The sequence below is a fragment of the Stutzerimonas chloritidismutans genome, assembly GCF_051486945.1.
In the GTDB taxonomy this organism is placed as follows: domain Bacteria; phylum Pseudomonadota; class Gammaproteobacteria; order Pseudomonadales; family Pseudomonadaceae; genus Stutzerimonas; species Stutzerimonas chloritidismutans_B.
This window is the reverse complement of sequence record NZ_JAHVDX010000002.1, coordinates 722,374-740,396: the sequence shown is the minus strand read 5'-3', so window position 1 is coordinate 740,396 and position 18,023 is coordinate 722,374. Positions and strand designations below refer to the sequence as shown.

Annotated in this window: 16 protein-coding genes; 6 read left to right on the top strand and 10 right to left on the bottom strand. The window is 63.2% G+C overall.

Translation table 11 applies throughout. The annotated features are described in order from the left end of the window. Nucleotides 1-32: 32 nt before the first annotated feature. From KXR72_RS10570 to dksA, 4 genes are all read right to left on the bottom strand, one after another. On the bottom strand, nt 33-2,987 hold the full coding sequence (locus KXR72_RS10570) for a sensor histidine kinase (RefSeq protein ID WP_437421064.1): 2,955 nt from the start codon (nt 2,985-2,987) through the stop codon (nt 33-35). Next, the gene (locus tag KXR72_RS10565) at nt 2,971-3,147 is read right to left on the bottom strand and encodes a hypothetical protein (RefSeq protein ID WP_003095129.1); all 177 of its coding nucleotides are present in this window, start codon (nt 3,145-3,147) and stop codon (nt 2,971-2,973) included. Before KXR72_RS10565 ends, KXR72_RS10570 begins: the two co-directional genes overlap by 17 nt. Before the next feature lie 169 nt (nt 3,148-3,316). Beyond that, on the bottom strand, nt 3,317-4,207 hold the full coding sequence (gluQRS, locus tag KXR72_RS10560; protein ID WP_437421063.1) for a tRNA glutamyl-Q(34) synthetase GluQRS: 891 nt from the start codon (nt 4,205-4,207) through the stop codon (nt 3,317-3,319). Between the two features lie 92 nt (nt 4,208-4,299). Beyond that, complete coding sequence (gene dksA / locus KXR72_RS10555; RefSeq protein ID WP_019342101.1) at nt 4,300-4,743, bottom strand: RNA polymerase-binding protein DksA; 444 nt, start codon at nt 4,741-4,743, stop codon at nt 4,300-4,302. 192 nt (nt 4,744-4,935) lie between these two features. Between dksA and KXR72_RS10550 the strand changes: the two genes are divergently transcribed. After that, nucleotides 4,936-6,108 (top strand): pyridoxal phosphate-dependent aminotransferase, encoded by a 1,173-nt coding sequence (locus KXR72_RS10550; protein ID WP_437421062.1) that lies wholly within the window; start codon nt 4,936-4,938, stop codon nt 6,106-6,108. Then, nucleotides 6,108-6,815, top strand: a complete 708-nt coding sequence (sfsA, locus tag KXR72_RS10545) for a DNA/RNA nuclease SfsA (RefSeq protein WP_437421061.1) — start codon at nt 6,108-6,110, stop codon at nt 6,813-6,815. Before KXR72_RS10550 ends, sfsA begins: the two co-directional genes overlap by 1 nt. A 16-nt stretch (nt 6,816-6,831) precedes the next feature. On the opposite strand, the gene KXR72_RS10540 is transcribed toward sfsA, so the two are convergent. The 5 genes from KXR72_RS10540 to KXR72_RS10520 form a co-directional block, all read right to left on the bottom strand. Continuing rightward, complete coding sequence (locus KXR72_RS10540; protein ID WP_437421060.1) at nt 6,832-8,139, bottom strand: PQQ-dependent sugar dehydrogenase; 1,308 nt, start codon at nt 8,137-8,139, stop codon at nt 6,832-6,834. An 18-nt stretch (nt 8,140-8,157) separates the two neighbouring features. Next, nucleotides 8,158-8,670 carry an MgtC/SapB family protein gene (locus tag KXR72_RS10535; protein WP_437421059.1) on the bottom strand — a complete coding sequence of 171 codons (513 nt, stop codon included), beginning with the start codon at nt 8,668-8,670 and terminating at the stop codon, nt 8,158-8,160. Nucleotides 8,671-8,733: 63 nt separating this feature from the next. After that, nucleotides 8,734-9,756, bottom strand: a complete 1,023-nt coding sequence (locus tag KXR72_RS10530) for a DUF5924 family protein (RefSeq protein WP_437421058.1) — start codon at nt 9,754-9,756, stop codon at nt 8,734-8,736. A gap of 128 nt (nt 9,757-9,884) precedes the next feature. Continuing rightward, nucleotides 9,885-10,388 carry a DUF2726 domain-containing protein gene (locus KXR72_RS10525; protein ID WP_437421057.1) on the bottom strand — a complete coding sequence of 168 codons (504 nt, stop codon included), beginning with the start codon at nt 10,386-10,388 and terminating at the stop codon, nt 9,885-9,887. Nucleotides 10,389-10,850: 462 nt separating this feature from the next. Next, the gene (locus tag KXR72_RS10520; protein WP_437421056.1) at nt 10,851-11,438 is read right to left on the bottom strand and encodes a TIGR00730 family Rossman fold protein; all 588 of its coding nucleotides are present in this window, start codon (nt 11,436-11,438) and stop codon (nt 10,851-10,853) included. A 660-nt stretch (nt 11,439-12,098) separates the two neighbouring features. On the opposite strand from KXR72_RS10520, the gene KXR72_RS10515 reads away from it, so the two are divergent. After that, nucleotides 12,099-13,010: an SDR family oxidoreductase gene (locus KXR72_RS10515; RefSeq protein WP_437421055.1), complete on the top strand. Its 912-nt coding sequence runs from the start codon at nt 12,099-12,101 to the stop codon at nt 13,008-13,010. A 10-nt stretch (nt 13,011-13,020) separates the two neighbouring features. Here the strand turns inward: KXR72_RS10515 and dauA are convergent, their stop codons facing one another. Further along, nucleotides 13,021-14,745 carry a C4-dicarboxylic acid transporter DauA gene (gene dauA, locus KXR72_RS10510; protein WP_437421054.1) on the bottom strand — a complete coding sequence of 575 codons (1,725 nt, stop codon included), beginning with the start codon at nt 14,743-14,745 and terminating at the stop codon, nt 13,021-13,023. Between the two features lie 193 nt (nt 14,746-14,938). On the opposite strand from dauA, the gene KXR72_RS10505 reads away from it, so the two are divergent. The 3 genes from KXR72_RS10505 (at nt 14,939) to KXR72_RS10495 (ending at nt 18,006) form a co-directional block, all read left to right on the top strand. Continuing rightward, a complete protein-coding gene (locus KXR72_RS10505) occupies nt 14,939-15,226 on the top strand; it encodes a PA4642 family protein (RefSeq protein WP_437421053.1) in 288 nt (95 codons plus the stop codon). 293 nt (nt 15,227-15,519) lie between these two features. Continuing rightward, nucleotides 15,520-17,031: a malate dehydrogenase (quinone) gene (mqo, locus tag KXR72_RS10500; protein ID WP_437421052.1), complete on the top strand. Its 1,512-nt coding sequence runs from the start codon at nt 15,520-15,522 to the stop codon at nt 17,029-17,031. Between the two features lie 390 nt (nt 17,032-17,421). Then, complete coding sequence (locus KXR72_RS10495) at nt 17,422-18,006, top strand: YajG family lipoprotein (RefSeq protein ID WP_437421051.1); 585 nt, start codon at nt 17,422-17,424, stop codon at nt 18,004-18,006. The last annotated feature ends 17 nt before the right edge of the window (nt 18,007-18,023 follow it).

Sequence of the window (18,023 nt, the reverse complement as noted above, 5' to 3'; positions counted from 1 at the left end):
GGCCAGGGTGGAACGCCTGGGTGCACGCCTCTTTAAACAATCGCATCGCTCGCCTCGACATGCCGGGGCAAGGTGATGCGGAAACGGGTACCGCGCTGGGTTTCCGGATTGGCGGGGCTGTCGATATCGATCCGGCCATAATGCTCTTCCACGATCGAATAGACCAGCGCGAGGCCGAGCCCAGTGCCTTCGCCGGGGTCTTTGGTGGTGAAGAAGGGCTCGAATAGCCGGTCCTGGATGGCTTTCGGAATACCAGTGCCTTCGTCCTCAACGATCAGGTAGACGGTCTGTTCCGACACCTCGCTGCGCACGCGGATCGGGTCGCCGGGACTGGAGGCGTCGCGTGCGTTGGCCAGCAAGTTGATCAGCACCTGCGCCAAGCGTTGCGGGTCGCCTTCGGCCACATGGGCAGGGTCGCACTGGTTGAAGAAACGCACCTCGGTACCCTGACGGTTGAGCGAGAGCAGGGCGATGGCGTCCTGCGTGACGTCGGCTAGGTTCACTGGGTACAGGTTCTGTTGCCGGCCGCCAGCATGGGCGAAGCTCATCAGCGACTGCACGATCCGCGACACCCGTTTGGTCTGCTCGACGATCTGGTTGCTGATCTCGATAATCTCGGGGTCGGCCTCGCGCTCTTCGCGAAGATTCTGCGCCAGGCAGGCGATCCCGGTGATGGGGTTGCCAATTTCGTGAGCGACCCCGGCGGCCAGGCGGCCAATGCTCGCCAGGCGCTCGGAATGCACCAGACGATCTTCGAGTTGCTGAGTCTCGGTAAGGTCTTCGATGAGCAGTACCAGGCCACTATTGGCCGGCGCCAGCGGTTCGGCAATCGCCGCCTTGTGCAGGTTCAGGCAGCGGCTGTGGCCATCGAGCTGCAGCCGTTGCTTATGCAGATGCTCGTCGTTCTGCTTGATGAAGCCGGCAAGCAAGCTGCGCCAGGGTTCGGCGATGGTCGATAGGCGCGACCCGACCACGTGCAGCGCCGGGATCTCGGTCAACTCTTCCAATGCGCGATTCCACATCAGGATTTCCTGATCCTTGGCCAGCGAGCAGACACCCATCGGGAGTTCCTGCAGCGTCTGGCGATGGTAGCGGCGCAGGGCATCCAGCTCGGCGGCGAGGCCGGTCAGGCGCGAGTGGTATTCCTCGAGGCGGCTTTCGATGAAGTGGATGTCCTCCGTGACATAGCCATCGGCGCCATTCTTGTAGGAGAGGAAGTTTTCTACGATGTCCTGCGCGACGCTCGGGCCCATCAGGCCCGACAGATTGGCCTCGATGCGATCACGCAGGCGCCGAAGGGCGTACGGGCGATGTTCGTCGAAGGGTAGCTGCAGATCACGCAGCGCCTGCTCGACCTCGCGCTGGGCGGTCTTGGCGCCTAGCGGTTTGGCCAATTGGGTGGCGAACTCCTGCGGCGAGGCGGCGATCAGCTCACGGCGTTGCGGGCGGCGGACGTTCTCGACGGCGCAGGCTTCGGCTGCGGCCTGTTCCTCGGGGCTGGTTTCGGTGAACAGCGAGAACAGCGAAAACGCCAGCACGTTGACCGCCAGCGAGGCGATCGCCGCCAGATGCCAACTGGTGTCGTCAAGCACGTACACCACGTTCAGCAGCGGGATGTAGAAACCGTCCAGGTTGCCGACCAGCGGCAGCAACATGGTCACGACCCACACGGCGATGCCGGCGAGCAGGCCGATGATGTAGCCGCGGCGATTGGCGGTCGGCCAGTACAACACCGAGAGCACGCCAGGCAGGAACTGCAACGTGGCGACGAAGGCAACGATGCCGAGATTGGACAGGTCCTGCTCGGCGCCGAGCAGCAGGTAAAAGCCGTAGCCGGCCATGATGATCGTCAGGATCAGGCTACGGCGGGTCCATTTCAGCCATCGATAGATATTGCCCTCGGCCGGCGGCTGGTACAGCGGCAATACCAGATGATTCAGCGCCATGCCTGATAGCGCCAGGGTGCTGACGATGATCAGCCCGCTGGAGGCGGAAAGGCCGCCGACGAACGCGAGCAGGGTAAGCGCCTCGCTCTGTGCGGTGATGCCGAGGCCTAGGGTGAAATATTCAGGATTGGTGCTGACGCCGAGCTTCAGGCCGGCCCACAGAATCAGCGGCACGGCCAGGCTCATTAGCAGGAGATACAGCGGCAAGCCCCAACTGGCACTGACCAGCGCGCGTGGGTTGAGATTTTCGGTAAAGGTCATGTGGTACATGTGCGGCATCACGATCGCCGAGGCGAAGAACACCAGCAGCAGGGTGCGCCAGGGGCCTTCCTGCAAAGGTGTATGCAGGGCCTGTAGCGCCGACTGGTTCTGCAGCAGCCAGATCTCCAGCTGGTGCGGCCCGCCGAAGACCACATAGAGCGCATACAGCCCGACGCCGGCGAACATCACCAGCTTGACCACGGATTCGAATGCGATCGCGAACACCAACCCCTCGTGCTTCTCCCGCGTCGCGATGTGCTTGGCGCCAAAGAGGATGGTGAACAGCATGATCATCACGCAGTAGCCCAGCGCGACGCGTTCCTGCAGCGGCTCCAGGGTGAGAATGCCGATGGCGTCCGCTACCGCCTGGATCTGCAGGGCGAGCAACGGCAGCATGCCGATCAGCATTACCACGGTGGTCAGCGCGCCACTCCAGGTGCTGCGAAAGCGAAAGGCGAAGAGGTCGGCCAGCGATGCCAGCTGGTACGTGCGTGTGATCCGCAAGATGGGATAGAGCAGCACCGGTGCCAGCAGGAAAGCCCCGCAGACGCCGAGGTACGTCGCCAGAAACCCGTACCCGTACTGGTAGGCGAGGCCCACGGTGCCATAGAAGGCCCAAGCGCTGGCATACACGCCCAGCGACAGCGTGTAGGTCAAGGGATGGCGGATCATCCAGCGCGGTATCAAGCCGCGCTCGCTGACCCAGGCGACGCCGAACAGCACAAGCAGGTAGGCGACGCTGATGAGGATCAGATGGCTGAGGCTAAAGCTCGTCGGCATCGCGCTGGCTCTGAAGAATGAACGTCACCACGATCAGGATCAGCCACAACAGGTAGGGCCGGTACCAGGCGCCGTTGGGGTCGATCCACCAATCCATGATCGCGGGGGAGAACAAATAGATCCCCACGACCAGGAGCAGCACCAGTCGGTAGATGTACATGCCGGAACTCGTGTCGAATGTGCGGGGGATGGTAATGGATGGAGGGTGAAGCTTGAAGCGCGAAGCGAGTTCACGGCTATGCGCGCCTCGGTCGGCCTGGGTGGCATGATCGAATGCCGATCCGGTCCAGGGCCTAGGGCGCCGCGCCTGCTGCTTTCGGCGGCGGGCTTCAAATTAGCTGCGCCTCGGCCAATGTGCGAACGCGCGGGATGCGGTCGGCATTCCAGTGGCGGATCGCCCATTCGAGTATCTCGTAGGGTAGCGCGTCGGCGAGCGGTTCCGGAGTCGGCTGGCCGAGGGCACGCAAGGCGCGCAGCAGCATCGGGGTGGCTTCGTTGGCCTGCAGGGGTGGCGACCGGTAGCGCTTGCCGAGCTTGTGTCCGTCCGGCTGGATGATCAGCGGGACATGCAGGTAGCGCGGGCATGGCAGGCCAAGTAGCTCCTGCAAATAGAGCTGGCGGGGCGTGGAATCGAGCAGATCGGCGCCGCGCACGATGTCGGTCACACCCTGCCAGGCGTCATCGAGCACCACGGCGAGCTGATAGGCGACCAAACCGTCGCGCCGGCGGATGACGAAGTCACCCACGTCGGTGGATAGGTGCTGACCGAACTCGCCCTGGACGCGATCAATGAAACGGAAGGTACGCTCCGGCACCAGCAGGCGGATGGCAGCATCTGCCGCATCGCGGCCAGCGCCTCGGCAGAAGCCTGGGTACAACCCGGCGAACGGTTCCAATTGCTTGCGCGAACAAGTGCAGGCGTAGGCGTGCCCCTGCGCCCGGAGTTGTTCGATCACGGCGGCGTAAACATCCAGCCGGCTGCTCTGGCGTTCCATCGGACCGTCCCATTCGAAGCCATAGGCTTCCAGCGCCTGGACGATTGCGGCTTGGGCACCGGGCATTTCGCGTGGCGGGTCGAGATCTTCCATGCGCAGCAACCATCGGCCGCCCGCAGCACGTGCGTCGAGGTAGGACGCCAGGGCCGCCATCAGCGAGCCGAAGTGCAGGTAACCGCTGGGTGTAGGGGCGAAGCGACCAACGTAGGGTGTGGCGAGTGACATGGGCCGGCTCGGAGCAGTGAACGGCGCGGCGGATGGTGCAGGGCGTGCAGGTGCCGCAAATGAAACGGGGCGCCGTAGCGCCCCGTTCGGGATCAGGAACCGATCTGCTTTTCCTTGATCTCCGCCAGCGTCTTGCAATCGATGCAGAGCGTAGCGGTGGGGCGTGCTTCAAGGCGGCGGATGCCAATCTCGACGCCACAGGAGTCACACCAGCCGTATTCGTTGTCTTCGATCAGTTGCAGCGTCTCGTCGATCTTCTTGATCAGCTTGCGTTCGCGATCGCGTGCACGCAGTTCCAGGCTGAACTCTTCTTCCTGGCTGGCGCGGTCTGCCGGATCGGGGAAGTTGGCAGCCTCGTCCTGCATGTGGTGAACGGTGCGATCGACTTCCTCCATCAGCTCCAGCTTCCATTTGTTCAGGATGCCGGTGAAATGAGCGCGCATGTTGTCGCTCATGTACTCCTCACCCTTGGACTCCTTGTAGGGCACGAAGGCGCGAATCAGTTGGTTGCTGGGTGTCGTTTTGGTAATGGGCATGGATGAACGCCTCTCGCTATGTCCATTGCGCAGGATAATGAGTCCCTCTGCCGGCCCGTGCCGGCCCTGCGGCTGCAAGCGGGCGAACTTACCAGAACGAATCGGGGTGCGCTACTCCCGAATCTTATGGTGGCTGCGGCGTCAGTGGGACCTTGGGTAGAATTCACGTTTTGTTCCTGTCAGGAAGGTCAGATGACCTCGTCATATAGCGCGCGTAGCCGTGCAATCGAACCCTTTCATGTCATGGCGCTGCTGGCGCGAGCCAACGAGCTGCAGGCGTTGGGGCGTGATGTCATCCACCTGGAAATCGGTGAGCCGGACTTCACTACCCCGGCGCCCATCGTCGCGGCGGGGCAGGCTGCCCTGGCCGCTGGGCAGACTCGCTACACCGCCGCCCGCGGGCTGCCGCAGCTGCGCGAGGCGATTGCCGGTTTCTACGCCGAGCGATATCAACTGTCTATTGACCCCGAACGGGTGCTGATTACTCCCGGTGGGTCCGGTGCGCTGTTACTGACCAGCAGCCTGCTGGTCGATCCGGGCCGGCACTGGCTGTTGGCCGACCCCGGCTATCCCTGTAACCGCCACTTCCTGCGGCTTGTCGAGGGAGCTGCGCAATTGGTGCCGGTGGGGCCGGACGTTCGTTATCAACTGACCCCCGAACTGATCGACCGTTACTGGGATCGGGACAGTGTCGGTGCGCTGGTTGCATCCCCGGCGAATCCGACCGGGACGCTACTTGAACGCGATGAGCTGGCCGCGCTGTCCGTTGCGCTTAGGGCGCGGGGTGGCCATTTGGTCGTCGACGAGATCTACCACGGGCTGACCTACGGCACCGATGCGGCCAGTGTGCTGCAGGTCGATGACGAAGCGTTCGTACTCAACAGTTTCTCCAAGTATTTCGGTATGACCGGCTGGCGCCTGGGTTGGCTGGTGGCGCCTCCGGCTGCCGTCCCCGAGCTCGAGAAGCTGGCGCAGAATCTTTACATCAGCGCGCCGACCGTGGCCCAGCACGCCGCGCTGGCCTGCTTCGAGCCGGGCACCATCGAGATTCTCGAAGCGCGCCGTGCCGAATTTGCGCGGCGTCGAGACTTCCTTCTGCCAGCGCTGCGTGAATTGGGCTTCGGCATCGCCGTCGAGCCGCAGGGCGCCTTTTACCTGTATGCCGATATCGCCGCGTTCGGCGGCGATGCCTACCGCTTCTGCCAGCACATGCTCGAAACGCAGTCCGTAGCGATCACTCCGGGGCTGGACTTCGGTCGGCATCAAGCCGGTCATCACGTGCGCTTCGCCTACACGCAGAACCTGCCACGCCTGGAGCAAGCGGTCGAGCGCATTGCGCTGGGCCTGCAGAGCTGGGCCGGCTGATGCGTTACGCGACGGCACTCGAAGAAGGGCGGCTGGTGCGGCGGTACAAGCGATTCTTCGCCGACATCCTGACCGAGACGGGCGAACCGCTATGCATTCACTGCCCGAACACCGGTTCGATGCTCAACTGCATGAGCGAGGGCGCGCGGGTGTGGTTTCAGCGCAACAACGACCCCAAGCGCAAGCTGCCCGGCACCTGGGAACTGGTCGAAACGCCCCAGGGGCGGCTGGCCTGCGTGAATACGGCGCGTGCCAATCGGCTCGTGGAGGAAGCGCTGCTGGGCGGGGTGATCGAGCCGCTGGCTGGCTTTACCGAGCTCAAGCGTGAAGTGGCCTATGGCATCGAAAACAGCCGTGTGGATTTTCGTCTCGATTACCCGGCGGGGCCGGCCTTCGTCGAGGTGAAAAGTGTCACCTTGGGCTACGGCGATACGGCCGTAGCGGCGTTTCCGGACGCCGTGACCAGCCGTGGCGCCCGTCACCTGCGCGAGTTGGCAGCGCTTGCCCGCGACGGTGTTCGGGCCGTGCAGTTGTATTGCGTCAACCTCAGCGGGATCGAGGCAGTGCGCCCGGCGGAGGAAGTCGATCCGCGCTACGCGGCCGCGCTGCGTGAGGCGGTGGAGGCGGGCGTCGAGGTGCTGGCCTATGGCGTGACGATCACACCCGAGGAAATTTGCCTAAGCCGTCGGCTCCCGGTAGTGCTCTAGCCGCGGCCGGCACGGATCAGTCGCGTGGCGTGACCCGCCAGATCACATCGCCCACATCGTCCGCGACCAGCAGGGCACCCATGGCGTCCACCGCGACGCCCACGGGCCGGCCCATGGCCTGCTCGTTGTCGTCGACGAATCCAGTCAGGATGTCCTCGGGTTGACCGGCCGGCTGGCCGTTTTCGAAGGGAACGAAGATCACCTTGTAGCCGCTGCGCGGCTTGCGGTTCCACGAGCCGTGTTGCCCGATGAAAGCGCCGTGGCGATAGCGCGTCGGGAATCGTTCGCCCTCGTAGAAAACCAGGCCCAGCGATGCGGTATGCGCACCTAATGCGTAGTCGGGCACAAGTGCTTGGGCGACAAGATCCGGCCGCTGCGGCTCGACGCGCGTATCCAGATGCTGACCGTAGTAGCTGTAAGGCCATCCATAGAAGCCGCCACGCTGAACGGACGTCATGTAGTCAGGCACCAGGTCACTGCCGATCTCGTCGCGCTCATTGACCGTCGTCCACAGCGCACCGCTGTCCGGTTGCCAAGCCAGCCCGTTGGGGTTGCGAAGGCCCCAGGCGAAGCGTTGCAGCGTCTTGCGCTCAGGATCGACTTCCAGAATTGCGGCGCGGTTTTCCTCTGCGTCCATGCCATTTTCCGCGACGTTGCTGTTCGACCCGCTGGTGACGTAGAGGTGCGCGCCGTCCTGGCTGGCGATGACGTTCTTGGTCCAGTGGTGGTTGATCGGGCCGGCCGGCAGATCGACGATCTTCTCGCCGGAGGCCTCGATGCGCGTGGCGCCGTCGCGGTAAGGGAAGCGCAGCAACGCATCCGTGTTGGCAACATACAAGTCGTCATCGACCAGGGCCATCCCGAACGGCGAATTGAGGCCGTCGAGAAAAAGACTACGTTCGTCCGGCAAGCCGTCGCCATCCGTGTCTCGAAACAGGGTAATGCGGTTGGCACTGGGGCTACCGGAGCCGGCGCGTGCCATGATTTTCCCGGCGATCCAGCCGCGTAGCCCGCCGCTATCTTCTTTGGGCGGTGCGGCGCTTTCGGCGACCAGCACATCGCCGTTGGGCAGCACATATAGCCAGCGCGGATGATCCAAATCACGCGCAAAAGCCTGAACCTGAAATCCATCTGCCGCGACGGGCGTCGTGCCCTCTGGCCAGCCAGTCGCTGTAGCGATATTCACCGTCGGTAGCAGCGAGGTGACCGGTTCCGGCAAGGTCGGGTCCGGGCCGTAGCCGGCATCGACCGGCAGGCGAGCGCGGTCGCCACAGCCGGCCAGAACCAGGCCAAGCGCGGCCGTAACGGCGAGAGAAATGCGCATCAGGAGCTCCTGCTCGGTTCAGTCGTTTTCCCCCTGGCGCTTGCGTGGCGACACGCGTGCCACGTGCTTCTCCAGATGGGGCATCAACCTCAGAATAGCCAACGCGAACACTGTAGTAAGAACAGCGGTGCTTTCGTGCCCCAGCCCGGCGGCGACGCCAATAGCGGCGGTCAGCCAGATACCGGCAGCAGTGGTCAGGCCCTTGACGTCCTGCAGCGAGTCGCCCTTCAGGATGGTGCCTGCACCGAGAAAGCCGACGCCGGTAATGATCCCCTGCATCACCCGCGACAAGTCCTCGACCTTCATGCCGGCTTCCAGCGGCACCAATACGAAAAGTGCCGCGCCCAGTGAGACCAGCATATGGGTGCGCAAGCCAGCGGCCTTACCCTTATATTCGCGCTCGTAGCCTAGGGCACCCCCCAGAAAGGCCGCGACGAGCAGGCGCACCGATACGCGCACGGCATGCTCCAGGTCCGGCAGGTCAGAAAACTCCGAGGCGACAACGCGGCACAGCATTTCCCACCATTCCATAGATCCTCCAGCGAACTGTGCCTGCCACTCATAGCGTTTTGGAGTCGTCACCCACCGCTGCGTTCATTCATGCACCTCGAAGCGCAGCATGCCGATCATCTGCCCGGCCTCGGTCACGACGCGTACTCGCCAACGGCCTGCGGCGGCCTGGGGGAAGTTGCGCTTGTGGCTCCAGGCCCGATAACCGGCGTCCCGACCACCACTGATCTCCAATGAGATACGGTCGACCTGACGGCCATTGTGGGTCCACTCGTGGAAGATGCGCTCTTTCAGGCCGCGCGGCGCATTGATCGCGGTAAAGGCATAGAGGCCATTGGCGTGCAGCTGTGCCAGGCTCAGCGAGCGCAGCCGCTCGCCCGGTTTGCGCGAGCGGTTATCGAGCGAAGTGCTGATCGCCACGTCGGTCAGCCACAGCGTTGCCGGCGGCACCCAGGTTCGTCCCATCCAGCCGGCAAAGCCGACCACACCGGCGAGTACCAGCACACCGAGCACGCTGCGCCAGTTCCAGGCTGGAAACAGGCCGCCCAGGCTGGGCAGCGCCAGCAGCACGGCGATGCCCAGCGACCAGGCATAGCTCTGCGGCGTGGAGAGATGAAAGATGATCGGGAGGGCCGTGAGCAGCACGGCGAACAGCGTCAGTGCGTGGAACGCGAGGTAAATCCAGCGTCGCGGCGCAAGCCATTTGTAGTAGAGGGGGTCGACGAGCGACACCAGCGCGGCGAGCCCGAGCAGGATGGTGAACACCGCCTGACCGCTGTTCCAGGTGGTGGTGATGAAGAAGAACGGAATGATGAAGAACAGGCTTTCCTGATGAACAATCTGCGTGACGTAGCGCAACAGCGGCGCAGGCACCTTCCAGCCGAACCTACGCTCCAGGCCGCGGCGCAGATTGCGCTCGAGCATCAGCCAGAGCCAACTGAGCAGCATGACGGCTGCGACCACCTTGGCCAGCCCTGCCTGGCGTTCGACGAGTACGAAACTGGCGACACCAGAGCAGAAACCAAAGAGCGCCACCACGCCCGGGTAGCGCTGTATCAGGCGGGAGACGATCTGGACGAGGGCGGTGATCCGCGATTTTAACGGCATGGTGCGTTCAGACCTGAACGTGGGCAGGTGGGATAAGGGTTAGGGCCGCTGAGGGTAGCGGTCGCAGCACGCGGTGGCCAGGCTCGGGGAAGGACGGTTCGATCACTGGGACTAATGGCTTGGGCGCATCACGCCTGGGGCAGGGTAGTGGTGCCGGCGGCGACCGCCTGTTCGATCGCGGCCTTGACGCGGTCATAGCTGCGAGCAGTTTCCGCGGGTAAGCGGACCATCGGAAGGCCGATGGTTTGGCAGAGTTCATCCATAAAGGCATTGGCTGGTGTGCCGGCCTCCATTTCAATCGCGCAAACGGGTGCTAGCGACGCCGGGTCGCACAGCAGAAAGTCGAAACGCGACGCCGAGATCCGATTGTGAGCTTGGTACCAGGGCGCACGCCTGGGCACGGCGGTCACGTCGACCACATCGGCCAGACGAACCTTGGCGAACACACGGTACTGCTCGCCTACAGCCTGCTCGAGTAGAGTCAGCAAGGCACGTTCTTCAGGCGCGAACAGTGGGGTATGCAACTGGTACGGCATGCGCAGCGCGGGGTGGTTGTACTGCCGCTGCTTGATGAAAAACACCAGGGCAAAACAAACGAAGGCAGCCAGCACCATTCCGAGAAATACCATCATGGCGTGTACGCTCGTAGCGAGGGGCACGCATTCAGGCGATTGTGACGTTGACGCATGTACGACTCTTCTGGAGGTGGCTGTAACGGGTTGGAGCGGGGCGTTGTCGGAGAGTTCGCCGACATCGTGTGCCAGCCTAGGCATTCTGAAGCCGGCCAATAGTTATCCATGATTACTGTGCAAGGCATTGTGGATAACCTTGGGGTTGAAACGGCAACGCCGCGCTGTTCTTGACGTTGCGCGATATGATCAACATTTGACCAGCCCGGGAGGTAAGGCTCCAACGCTGCTTTGGCTCTCTGAAAAACCGTTTTCCACGTTTCCTTTTTGGCGAAATATCGTCAGGCGGATCTTATCCACGGTTGCTGTGGGTGCCGCTGTGGATAACGCGAGGAAAACCCGCTGCAGCGGGCACCGGCCGTGGCTCACCATACAGTGTTCGTTTTTTGATCAGCTCACGATTGCTTAGCTAACGGTGCGTTCTTGCCAACGTACATCGGCGGTGGGCGCCCAGTGTTCGAGCATGGCTAGGAGGGTTTGTGGAGAGTCGCTGCGCTGTAGCATGTCGCGATGCGGCGCTTTGACGAAGCCTTGTTCCACCAGATGGTCCAGAAAGTGGCTGAGCTTGCTGTAGAAGTGCTTGATGTCCAGCAGGCCGAGCGGTTTACGGTGGTAGCCAAGCTGCCCCCAGGTCCAGACTTCGAATAGCTCTTCCAGAGTTCCAAGCCCGCCCGGCAGCGCAATGAAAGCGTCCGCCAATTCCGCCATGCGAGCCTTGCGTGCATGCATGCCGTCCACGACTTCCAGTCGGGTCAGTCCGGTATGGCCGACTTCCGCATTTTTCAAACTCTGCGGAATGATCCCGATGACCTCGCCGCCGGCTGCTAACGCCGCGTCGGCAACCACGCCCATCAGGCCAACCGCTCCGCCACCGTACACCAAGGTTATGCCCTGCCTGGCCAGCGCCTGGCCCAGCGCTATGGCCGCTTCTTTATACGCCGGGTCGTGGCCCGTGCTGGCGCCGCAAAATACGCAAATCGAACGCATGGTCATGGTCTGCTCCGTCAATGAGAGGCGGGCAGCGTAGCGCCTGTTCGCTGGCTTCACCAAGCCTCAGCGGTCGCTAAGGCAACCTCCACTGGTGCCCGAGGCGTAATTGGCGAAGAGCTTCTGAATGAAATCAAGGCTGAGCATGGCATGGCTCCTCTGGTTCGACGTTTGCAGCCTAGGCGCTACTGACAACGATGGCCCGTTAGTTTTTCGAATCGCGGCCATAGGGGCGCCCCGATGAGTTATCCCCTCTCGTTGTGGAGCGCTCAGTGGATAACCTATTTATTTTTCTGCCGAAGCGGCGAGCGACGTGGCCTCGACAGTTCTGTTCAGAAACTGATCAAGCGCTGGGCCGATGCCATAACTCGCTGTCCGAAAAGATAAATTACCGATGATGCGTTTGGTTATGGCGCTCGCTACCCTACCCATGAGTTGTTAAGGATATCTGTGGGACGCTCTGTGGATAACGTGGGGGCACTTTGCGGGAAGCCTAATGCGCTGCGGGCTTGCAGCGTACGATCAAAGAATGAACAGCGTTGCGCTGCGTCATCCCAGCCCTTTATGCATGCCCATTCATTCGCAGCGCTTTGATTGCCGGGCCCGGCGGCGTCACCGACACTCCAGTCGTCACATGACAACAGAACAGCCGCAGGAGGAAACGCGATGAACGAATCCATTCGCTTCGAAGACAAGGTGGTCATTGTGACCGGTGCTGGGGGTGGACTGGGCCGTGCGCATGCCTTGCTATTCGCCCGCCATGGCGCGCGCGTGGTGGTCAATGATCTGGGCGGCAGTGCCCAAGGCGAAGGCGCCAGTGCATCGGCCGCCGACCGGGTCGTCGCTGAAATCCAGCAAGCCGGGGGAACGGCGGTAGCCAACCATGACTCGGTGACCGAGGGCGACCGGATCGTCCAGCAGGCGCTGGACAGCTTCGGCCGTATCGACGTCGTGGTGAACAACGCCGGCATCCTGCGCGACAAGACCTTTCACAAGATGGAGGACGCGGATTGGGACCTGGTCTACCGCGTGCACGTCGAGGGCGCCTACAAGGTGACCCGCGCCGCCTGGCCGCACATGCGCGAGCAGGGCTATGGCCGGGTGATCTTCACCGCGTCGACGTCCGGCATCTACGGCAACTTCGGCCAGTCCAACTATGGCATGGCCAAGCTGGGGCTTTACGGCCTGACCCGCACCCTGGCCCTCGAAGGGCGCAAGAACAACATCCTGGTCAATGCCATCGCGCCCACCGGCGGCACGCGCATGACCGAGGGGCTGATCCCGCCGCAGGTCTTCGAACAGCTCAAGCCCGAGCTGGTGAGCCCGCTGGTGGTGTTCCTGGGGAGCGAGCAATGTCAGGAAACTTCCGGACTGTTCGAAGTGGGCGGTGGCTGGATGGGCAAGGTGCGCTGGGAGCGCAGCCTGGGGGTCGGCTTCGATCCCAAGGCCGGCTTCGATGTCGAAGACGTGGCCGCCAATTGGCAGCAGATCTGTAACTTCGACAACGCGGCGCATCCGGCCGACAACCTCGAGGCGCTCAAGGAAATGATGGCCAACCTGCAAAAGCACGCGGGTTGACCCACACCCGTCAGGCCTGCGGTGACGCGGCGGTTATCAGGTCGAGCGCCTTAGCACGGGCCTGTTCGCGGTCACGCACGTAGTGAAGCTGGCCGGGCTGGCGATGAATGCCAGCCCGGCGCAGCTTGAGCCGCACCGACGCGCTGGTGCCACAGAGAATCAGCGCGATGCCGTGCCTGCGATAATCGAGTAGCAAATCCTCGAGCGCGGCGAGGGCGGTCATGTCCATCAGCGGGACCTCACGGATGTCGACGATGACCACGCGGATGCCCGGGTTGAAACGGCGCAGCGCTCCGAGGGCTTTGTCTACCGCGCCAAAGAACAGGGGGCCGCGGATTGCATAGGCGGCGACGTGCGCCGGCAGGTCTGAGAAGCCGTCCGTGCGACCGTGGCGCAGGCTGGTGGTGCCGGTGAGTTCGCTCATGCGCTTGATGAACAGCCCTGCCGCGAGCAGCAGGCCGACGCCCACTGCGAGGACCATGTCGAACAGCACGGTCAGCACCAAGCAGGTCAGCAGGACGAGCACGTCGCCGCGCGGCGCGATGCGCAGCGTTCTCATGACATGCGGTGCCTCGCTCATGTTCCACGCCACCAGCAGCAGCAGCGCCGCGAGTGCCGCCATTGGCAGATAGCTGAACAGCGGCGCGAGCCAGAGGATCGCCACCAGTACGACCACCGCATGGGTGATGGCCGCCAGGGGTGAAAATGCACCGGCCCGTACGTTGGCAGCAGTGCGGGCAATGGCTGCGGTCGCTGTGATGCCACCAAACAGGGGCGCGACGAGGTTGCCTATGCCCTGCCCGAGCAGTTCGGCATTGGGGTCGTGGTCGCTGCCGGTCATGCCATCGGCGACCACGGCGCAAAGCAGCGATTCGATTGCGCCCAGCATGGCAATGGCAAAGGCCGGGGCCAGCAGTTGGCGAAGCAGCTCGAAGCTCAGCACCAGGGGCTCGCCGTCTGGGCCAGGCAGCCGCCAGGGCCAGTCAAATGTCGGTAGCAGAGGTGGAATACCAGGATGGGTCGCACCGTCGAGGCTGTAGCTGAACCGCTCGCCCAGGGTGGCGACCGGCAGGCCCAGCGCTTCGAGTGCCAGTCCGGCCAATGCGCCCGCAGTGAGCGCAACCAGATGCCCTGGAACCTTCGGCACCAGGCGCGGCCAGACGATCAGCACCGCGAGGCACGCCGCGGCAACCAGGCCGTCGCCCGGCTGTACGCTTGGCAGCGCCTGGGCCAGCAGGCGCAGCTGATCAAGGTAATGCTGCGGGCTGGCCTCGAGCGATAGGCCGAGCAGGTCCTTAACCTGCAGGGTCGCAATGACGATCCCAATGCCGGCTGTGAACCCCAGGGTGACCGGGTAGGGCACGTAGGCGATCAGGCGACCTGCGCGCAGCAGGCCAAAGGTGATCAGGATGAGACCGGCCAGCATGGTGCAGAGCAGCAGGCCGCCAAGGCCGAACGCCTGCGTGATCGGGAGCAGGATGACCACGAAGGCCGCGGTGGGGCCGGACACGTTGAAGCGCGAACCGCCGGTCAATGCGATCAGCGGAGCAGCGACCAGCACGGTATAGAGCCCGTGTTGCGGCGCGACGCCCACGGCGATCGCCAGCGCCATGGCCAGCGGGATAGCGATAACCCCCACCGTCAGCCCCGCCGCGATGTCCCCGCGCAGCGCCCGACTGTCATAACCCGAGAGCACGGCCAGGCGCCAGGCGGCAAACAAGGGGAAAGGTTTCATGCCAGGCACTCCGTTGCGGCGAAAAGGCCAGTATAGGGTCGGGTGTATGCCCCGTCCGGGTTCGTTCCAGACATTGCCGGCATATCCGCCATTCTCATGTACGACCTTGGTCGCAAGCGGCCCTGGCGCGTTGAGTGCAGGGTTGCCGCGGAGTAAACTGCCGCCCCCGTAAGACTCGTCGACTGGAGTAGGCATGCGTAAAGACAAGAAGCAGGTGATCGGTGAAGAGATCTCCGACGAGTCGATCAAGTTGTTTCTCGAGCCTGAGCCTGCTGACGATACGCCGCCTTCGCTGCATAAGCTGATCAAGGCGTACCGTGGCTTGCGAGTCGACGATTTCGAACGCTTTCTGGGCTTTTTCGTCGAAGCCGGCTATGACCTGAACGCGAAGGATGCCAACGGGCAGGATTTCGTCGCACTGATCGCGGACCAGCGCCAGGCCGAGCCCTACATCGAGCTGATCCAGGCCGCCCGCGGCTGATCCAGGCCTGGCTGCGCTGCAGCCGATGCCTTGCGACACGCTAGACCTTGGCTGAGCGGCTGGCGGCCATTATCGATTCAATCGCTGCGAGTAGCCCGTCGAGCTCTGGCCATTGCCGCTCCGGGAGGCTCCGCAGCGAAAGGGAGACGGCCAAAAGCCTCGCTCCCGACAGCGGACGGGCGTGCCCGTCTCCGGGCACAAGCCCGGGCAGCGATCTGGTGGGCCCTCCGCTTCCAGTCGCTTGGCTGGTGGTTCTACATGATCGCGTACTGCGGTCATGACAGTTTAATGCTGTGATTCTGGAGAACGCGTTGATGACGCAACACGATAGCGAAGCCGTGGATATGGTGCTGGTGGGAGCCGGCATCATGAGTGCGACACTGGCGGTCCTGCTCAAGGAGCTCGATCCCGACATCAAGCTGGAAATCGTCGAGTTGCAGGAGTCTGGAGCCGTCGAAAGCTCGAACCCCTGGAACAACGCCGGTACCGGCCACGCCGGGCTCTGCGAGCTGAACTACACGCCAGACAGCAAAGACGGCACCATCGACATCAAGAAGGCTGTCACCATCAACACTCAGTTCGAAGTATCGAAGCAATTCTGGGCCTATCTTGCGGGCCGTGAGGGCTTCGGTAACCCGCGCGACTATCTCAATCCCGTGCCGCACCTGAGCTTCGTGCGCGGTACCAAGAACATCGACTACCTCAAGCGCCGCTTCGACGCACTGAAGACTCATCACGCCTTCGAAAACATGGTCTACACCGAAGACCGGGCGACGATGGAAGCGTGGATGCCGCTGATGATGCCGGGCCGTCCGGTGGACGAGCCGATCGCCGCCACCCGCGCAATGAACGGCACGGACGTCAATTTCGGTGAATTGACCCGGCAGATGCTCGCGTACCTGGCAAGCAAGCCGGGCGTGAAGATGTCGTATTTCCAGAAGGTCACCGGGCTCGGCCGCGAGGGCAAGGGCTGGCGCGTACAGATCAAGAACACCCGTGACGGTAGCAACCGTGACATCCATGCCGGTTTCGTCTTCCTCGGCGCGGGCGGGGCGGCGTTGCCGCTGCTGCAAATGTCCGACATCGAGGAAGGCAAGGGCTACGGCGGTTTCCCGGTCAGCGGCCAGTGGCTGCGCTGCGACAATCCGGAGATCGTCAAGCAGCACCAGGCCAAGGTTTACAGCCTGGCGGCCGTCGGTGCCCCGCCGATGTCGGTTCCCCACCTCGACACGCGCGTGGTCGATGGCAAGAAGTCGCTGCTCTTCGGGCCCTATGCCGGCTTTACCACCAAGTTCCTCAAGCACGGCTCTCCACTCGACCTGCCGATGTCCATCCGCCCCGGCAACCTCAAGCCGATGCTGGCGGTTGCGCGCGACAACATGGACCTGACTCGCTACCTGATCAAGGAAGTGCGCCAGTCCATGGAGGATCGCCTGGAAACCTTGCGTGGCTTCTACCCCGAGGCCAAGGCCGAGGACTGGCGCCTGGAGATCGCAGGTCAGCGCGTCCAGATCATCAAAAAGGATCCGAAGAAGGGCGGAATCTTGCAGTTCGGCACCGAGCTGGTGTCGGCAAAGGACGGTTCCATTGCGGCATTGCTGGGCGCCTCGCCCGGTGCGTCTGTGACCGTATCGATCATGCTCGACCTGATCGAGCGCTGCTTCCCCGAGCAGGCCCGCAGCGAGGCCTGGAGCAACAAACTCTGCGAAATGTTCCCGGCGCGTGAGAAGGTGCTGCAGTCCGATGCGACGGCGTACCGGGAAGTGGTCGCGATGGTCGACAAGCGACTGGGCCTGGCCGAGTAACCCGAACCGGTGTACACCGAGCCGCCGCCCCCTTGGGAGCCGGCGGCTTTTTCATGTCTGGGCCGTGAGGCCTGGTACCCTTCGACCTATCAGTGCCAGTCGAGGCTCGGCGATTTCCACCCAGCGTGGGCCCACTGGTGGCTCCGCTGCGGTCAGTAGCATGCAGCAGCGGCTGGCATTATCGAGTAGTGCGAAATGGCGATGCGTGGGCGGTGGAACAGGCGTGGCAGTCTGAACATGGCGGCTCCTGTGAGGCCGCTGGGTTATCGCAGAGTTGTATGACTGTTCGATGAAGGCGCCTCCGCTGGCCGGGGCGGCGGTCACTGTTGGCCTGCGGCGACGCTGGGTATACTGCGCGCCACTGACCACCCTTACTTGGAGAAAGACAGCATGCTGCCACGCCTGTTGTTCAGTCTGTTCGTCGTGTCCGCTGTGGCGCTCACGGGCTGCGCTCATAGCCCGCAACAGCTCGATCCCAACCCGAAGATCACCGAAAGCATCAGCCCGGTGGGGCAGGGGCAGCCCGTCGTGGTGCGCGTTGTCGATGGCCGCGCGTCAGCCACTTTGGGAACCCGGGGCGGGTTGTACCCAGAAACCAGCGCGGTGATCGTGCCTAAGGAGCGCGTGGTGCCCAAGCTGCAGGCCCAAGCCGAAGCTGCGGTGCGCCTGCTGGGCTTCACGCCCTCACCTAACGCCTACAACGCGCCCCAGCTGACGCTGACGTTGGCGGAGCTGAAATACCAGTCGCCAAAAGAAGGGCTGTACGTGACAGAGGCGAAGATCGGCGCGACCTTCCGGGTCGAGGTACAAAACGGCGGGCGACGTTATACCGGTCGCTACGGCGCTTCGCTTGACCAGCGCTTCGGCATGGCGCCCAACGAGCAGACCAATACCAAACTCGTGACCGACGTGCTGAGCGATGCGCTGACCCGTGTGTTCCGCGATCAGAACATCGGCCAGGTGCTGTCGCAGTAACCGGCCTAACCCGCCAA

Bases quoted from the DNA above. Each gene is read 5' to 3' on its own strand.
- KXR72_RS10535 (WP_437421059.1), bottom strand. From the start codon at position 8,670: ATGGAATGGTGGGAAATGCTGTGCCGCGTTGTCGCCTCGGAGTTTTCT.
- KXR72_RS10525 (WP_437421057.1), bottom strand. From the start codon at position 10,388: ATGATGGTATTTCTCGGAATGGTGCTGGCTGCCTTCGTTTGTTTTGCC.
- KXR72_RS10520 (WP_437421056.1), bottom strand. From the start codon at position 11,438: ATGACCATGCGTTCGATTTGCGTATTTTGCGGCGCCAGCACGGGCCAC.
- KXR72_RS10570 (WP_437421064.1), bottom strand. From the start codon at position 2,987: ATGCCGACGAGCTTTAGCCTCAGCCATCTGATCCTCATCAGCGTCGCC.
- sfsA (WP_437421061.1), top strand. From the start codon at position 6,108: ATGCGTTACGCGACGGCACTCGAAGAAGGGCGGCTGGTGCGGCGGTAC.
- KXR72_RS10495 (WP_437421051.1), top strand. From the start codon at position 17,422: ATGCTGCCACGCCTGTTGTTCAGTCTGTTCGTCGTGTCCGCTGTGGCG.
- KXR72_RS10565 (WP_003095129.1), bottom strand. From the start codon at position 3,147: ATGTACATCTACCGACTGGTGCTGCTCCTGGTCGTGGGGATCTATTTG.
- KXR72_RS10515 (WP_437421055.1), top strand. From the start codon at position 12,099: ATGAACGAATCCATTCGCTTCGAAGACAAGGTGGTCATTGTGACCGGT.
- dauA (WP_437421054.1), bottom strand. From the start codon at position 14,745: ATGAAACCTTTCCCCTTGTTTGCCGCCTGGCGCCTGGCCGTGCTCTCG.
- KXR72_RS10550 (WP_437421062.1), top strand. From the start codon at position 4,936: ATGACCTCGTCATATAGCGCGCGTAGCCGTGCAATCGAACCCTTTCAT.
- dksA (WP_019342101.1), bottom strand. From the start codon at position 4,743: ATGCCCATTACCAAAACGACACCCAGCAACCAACTGATTCGCGCCTTC.
- gluQRS (WP_437421063.1), bottom strand. From the start codon at position 4,207: ATGTCACTCGCCACACCCTACGTTGGTCGCTTCGCCCCTACACCCAGC.
- KXR72_RS10530 (WP_437421058.1), bottom strand. From the start codon at position 9,756: ATGCCGTTAAAATCGCGGATCACCGCCCTCGTCCAGATCGTCTCCCGC.
- KXR72_RS10505 (WP_437421053.1), top strand. From the start codon at position 14,939: ATGCGTAAAGACAAGAAGCAGGTGATCGGTGAAGAGATCTCCGACGAG.
- KXR72_RS10540 (WP_437421060.1), bottom strand. From the start codon at position 8,139: ATGCGCATTTCTCTCGCCGTTACGGCCGCGCTTGGCCTGGTTCTGGCC.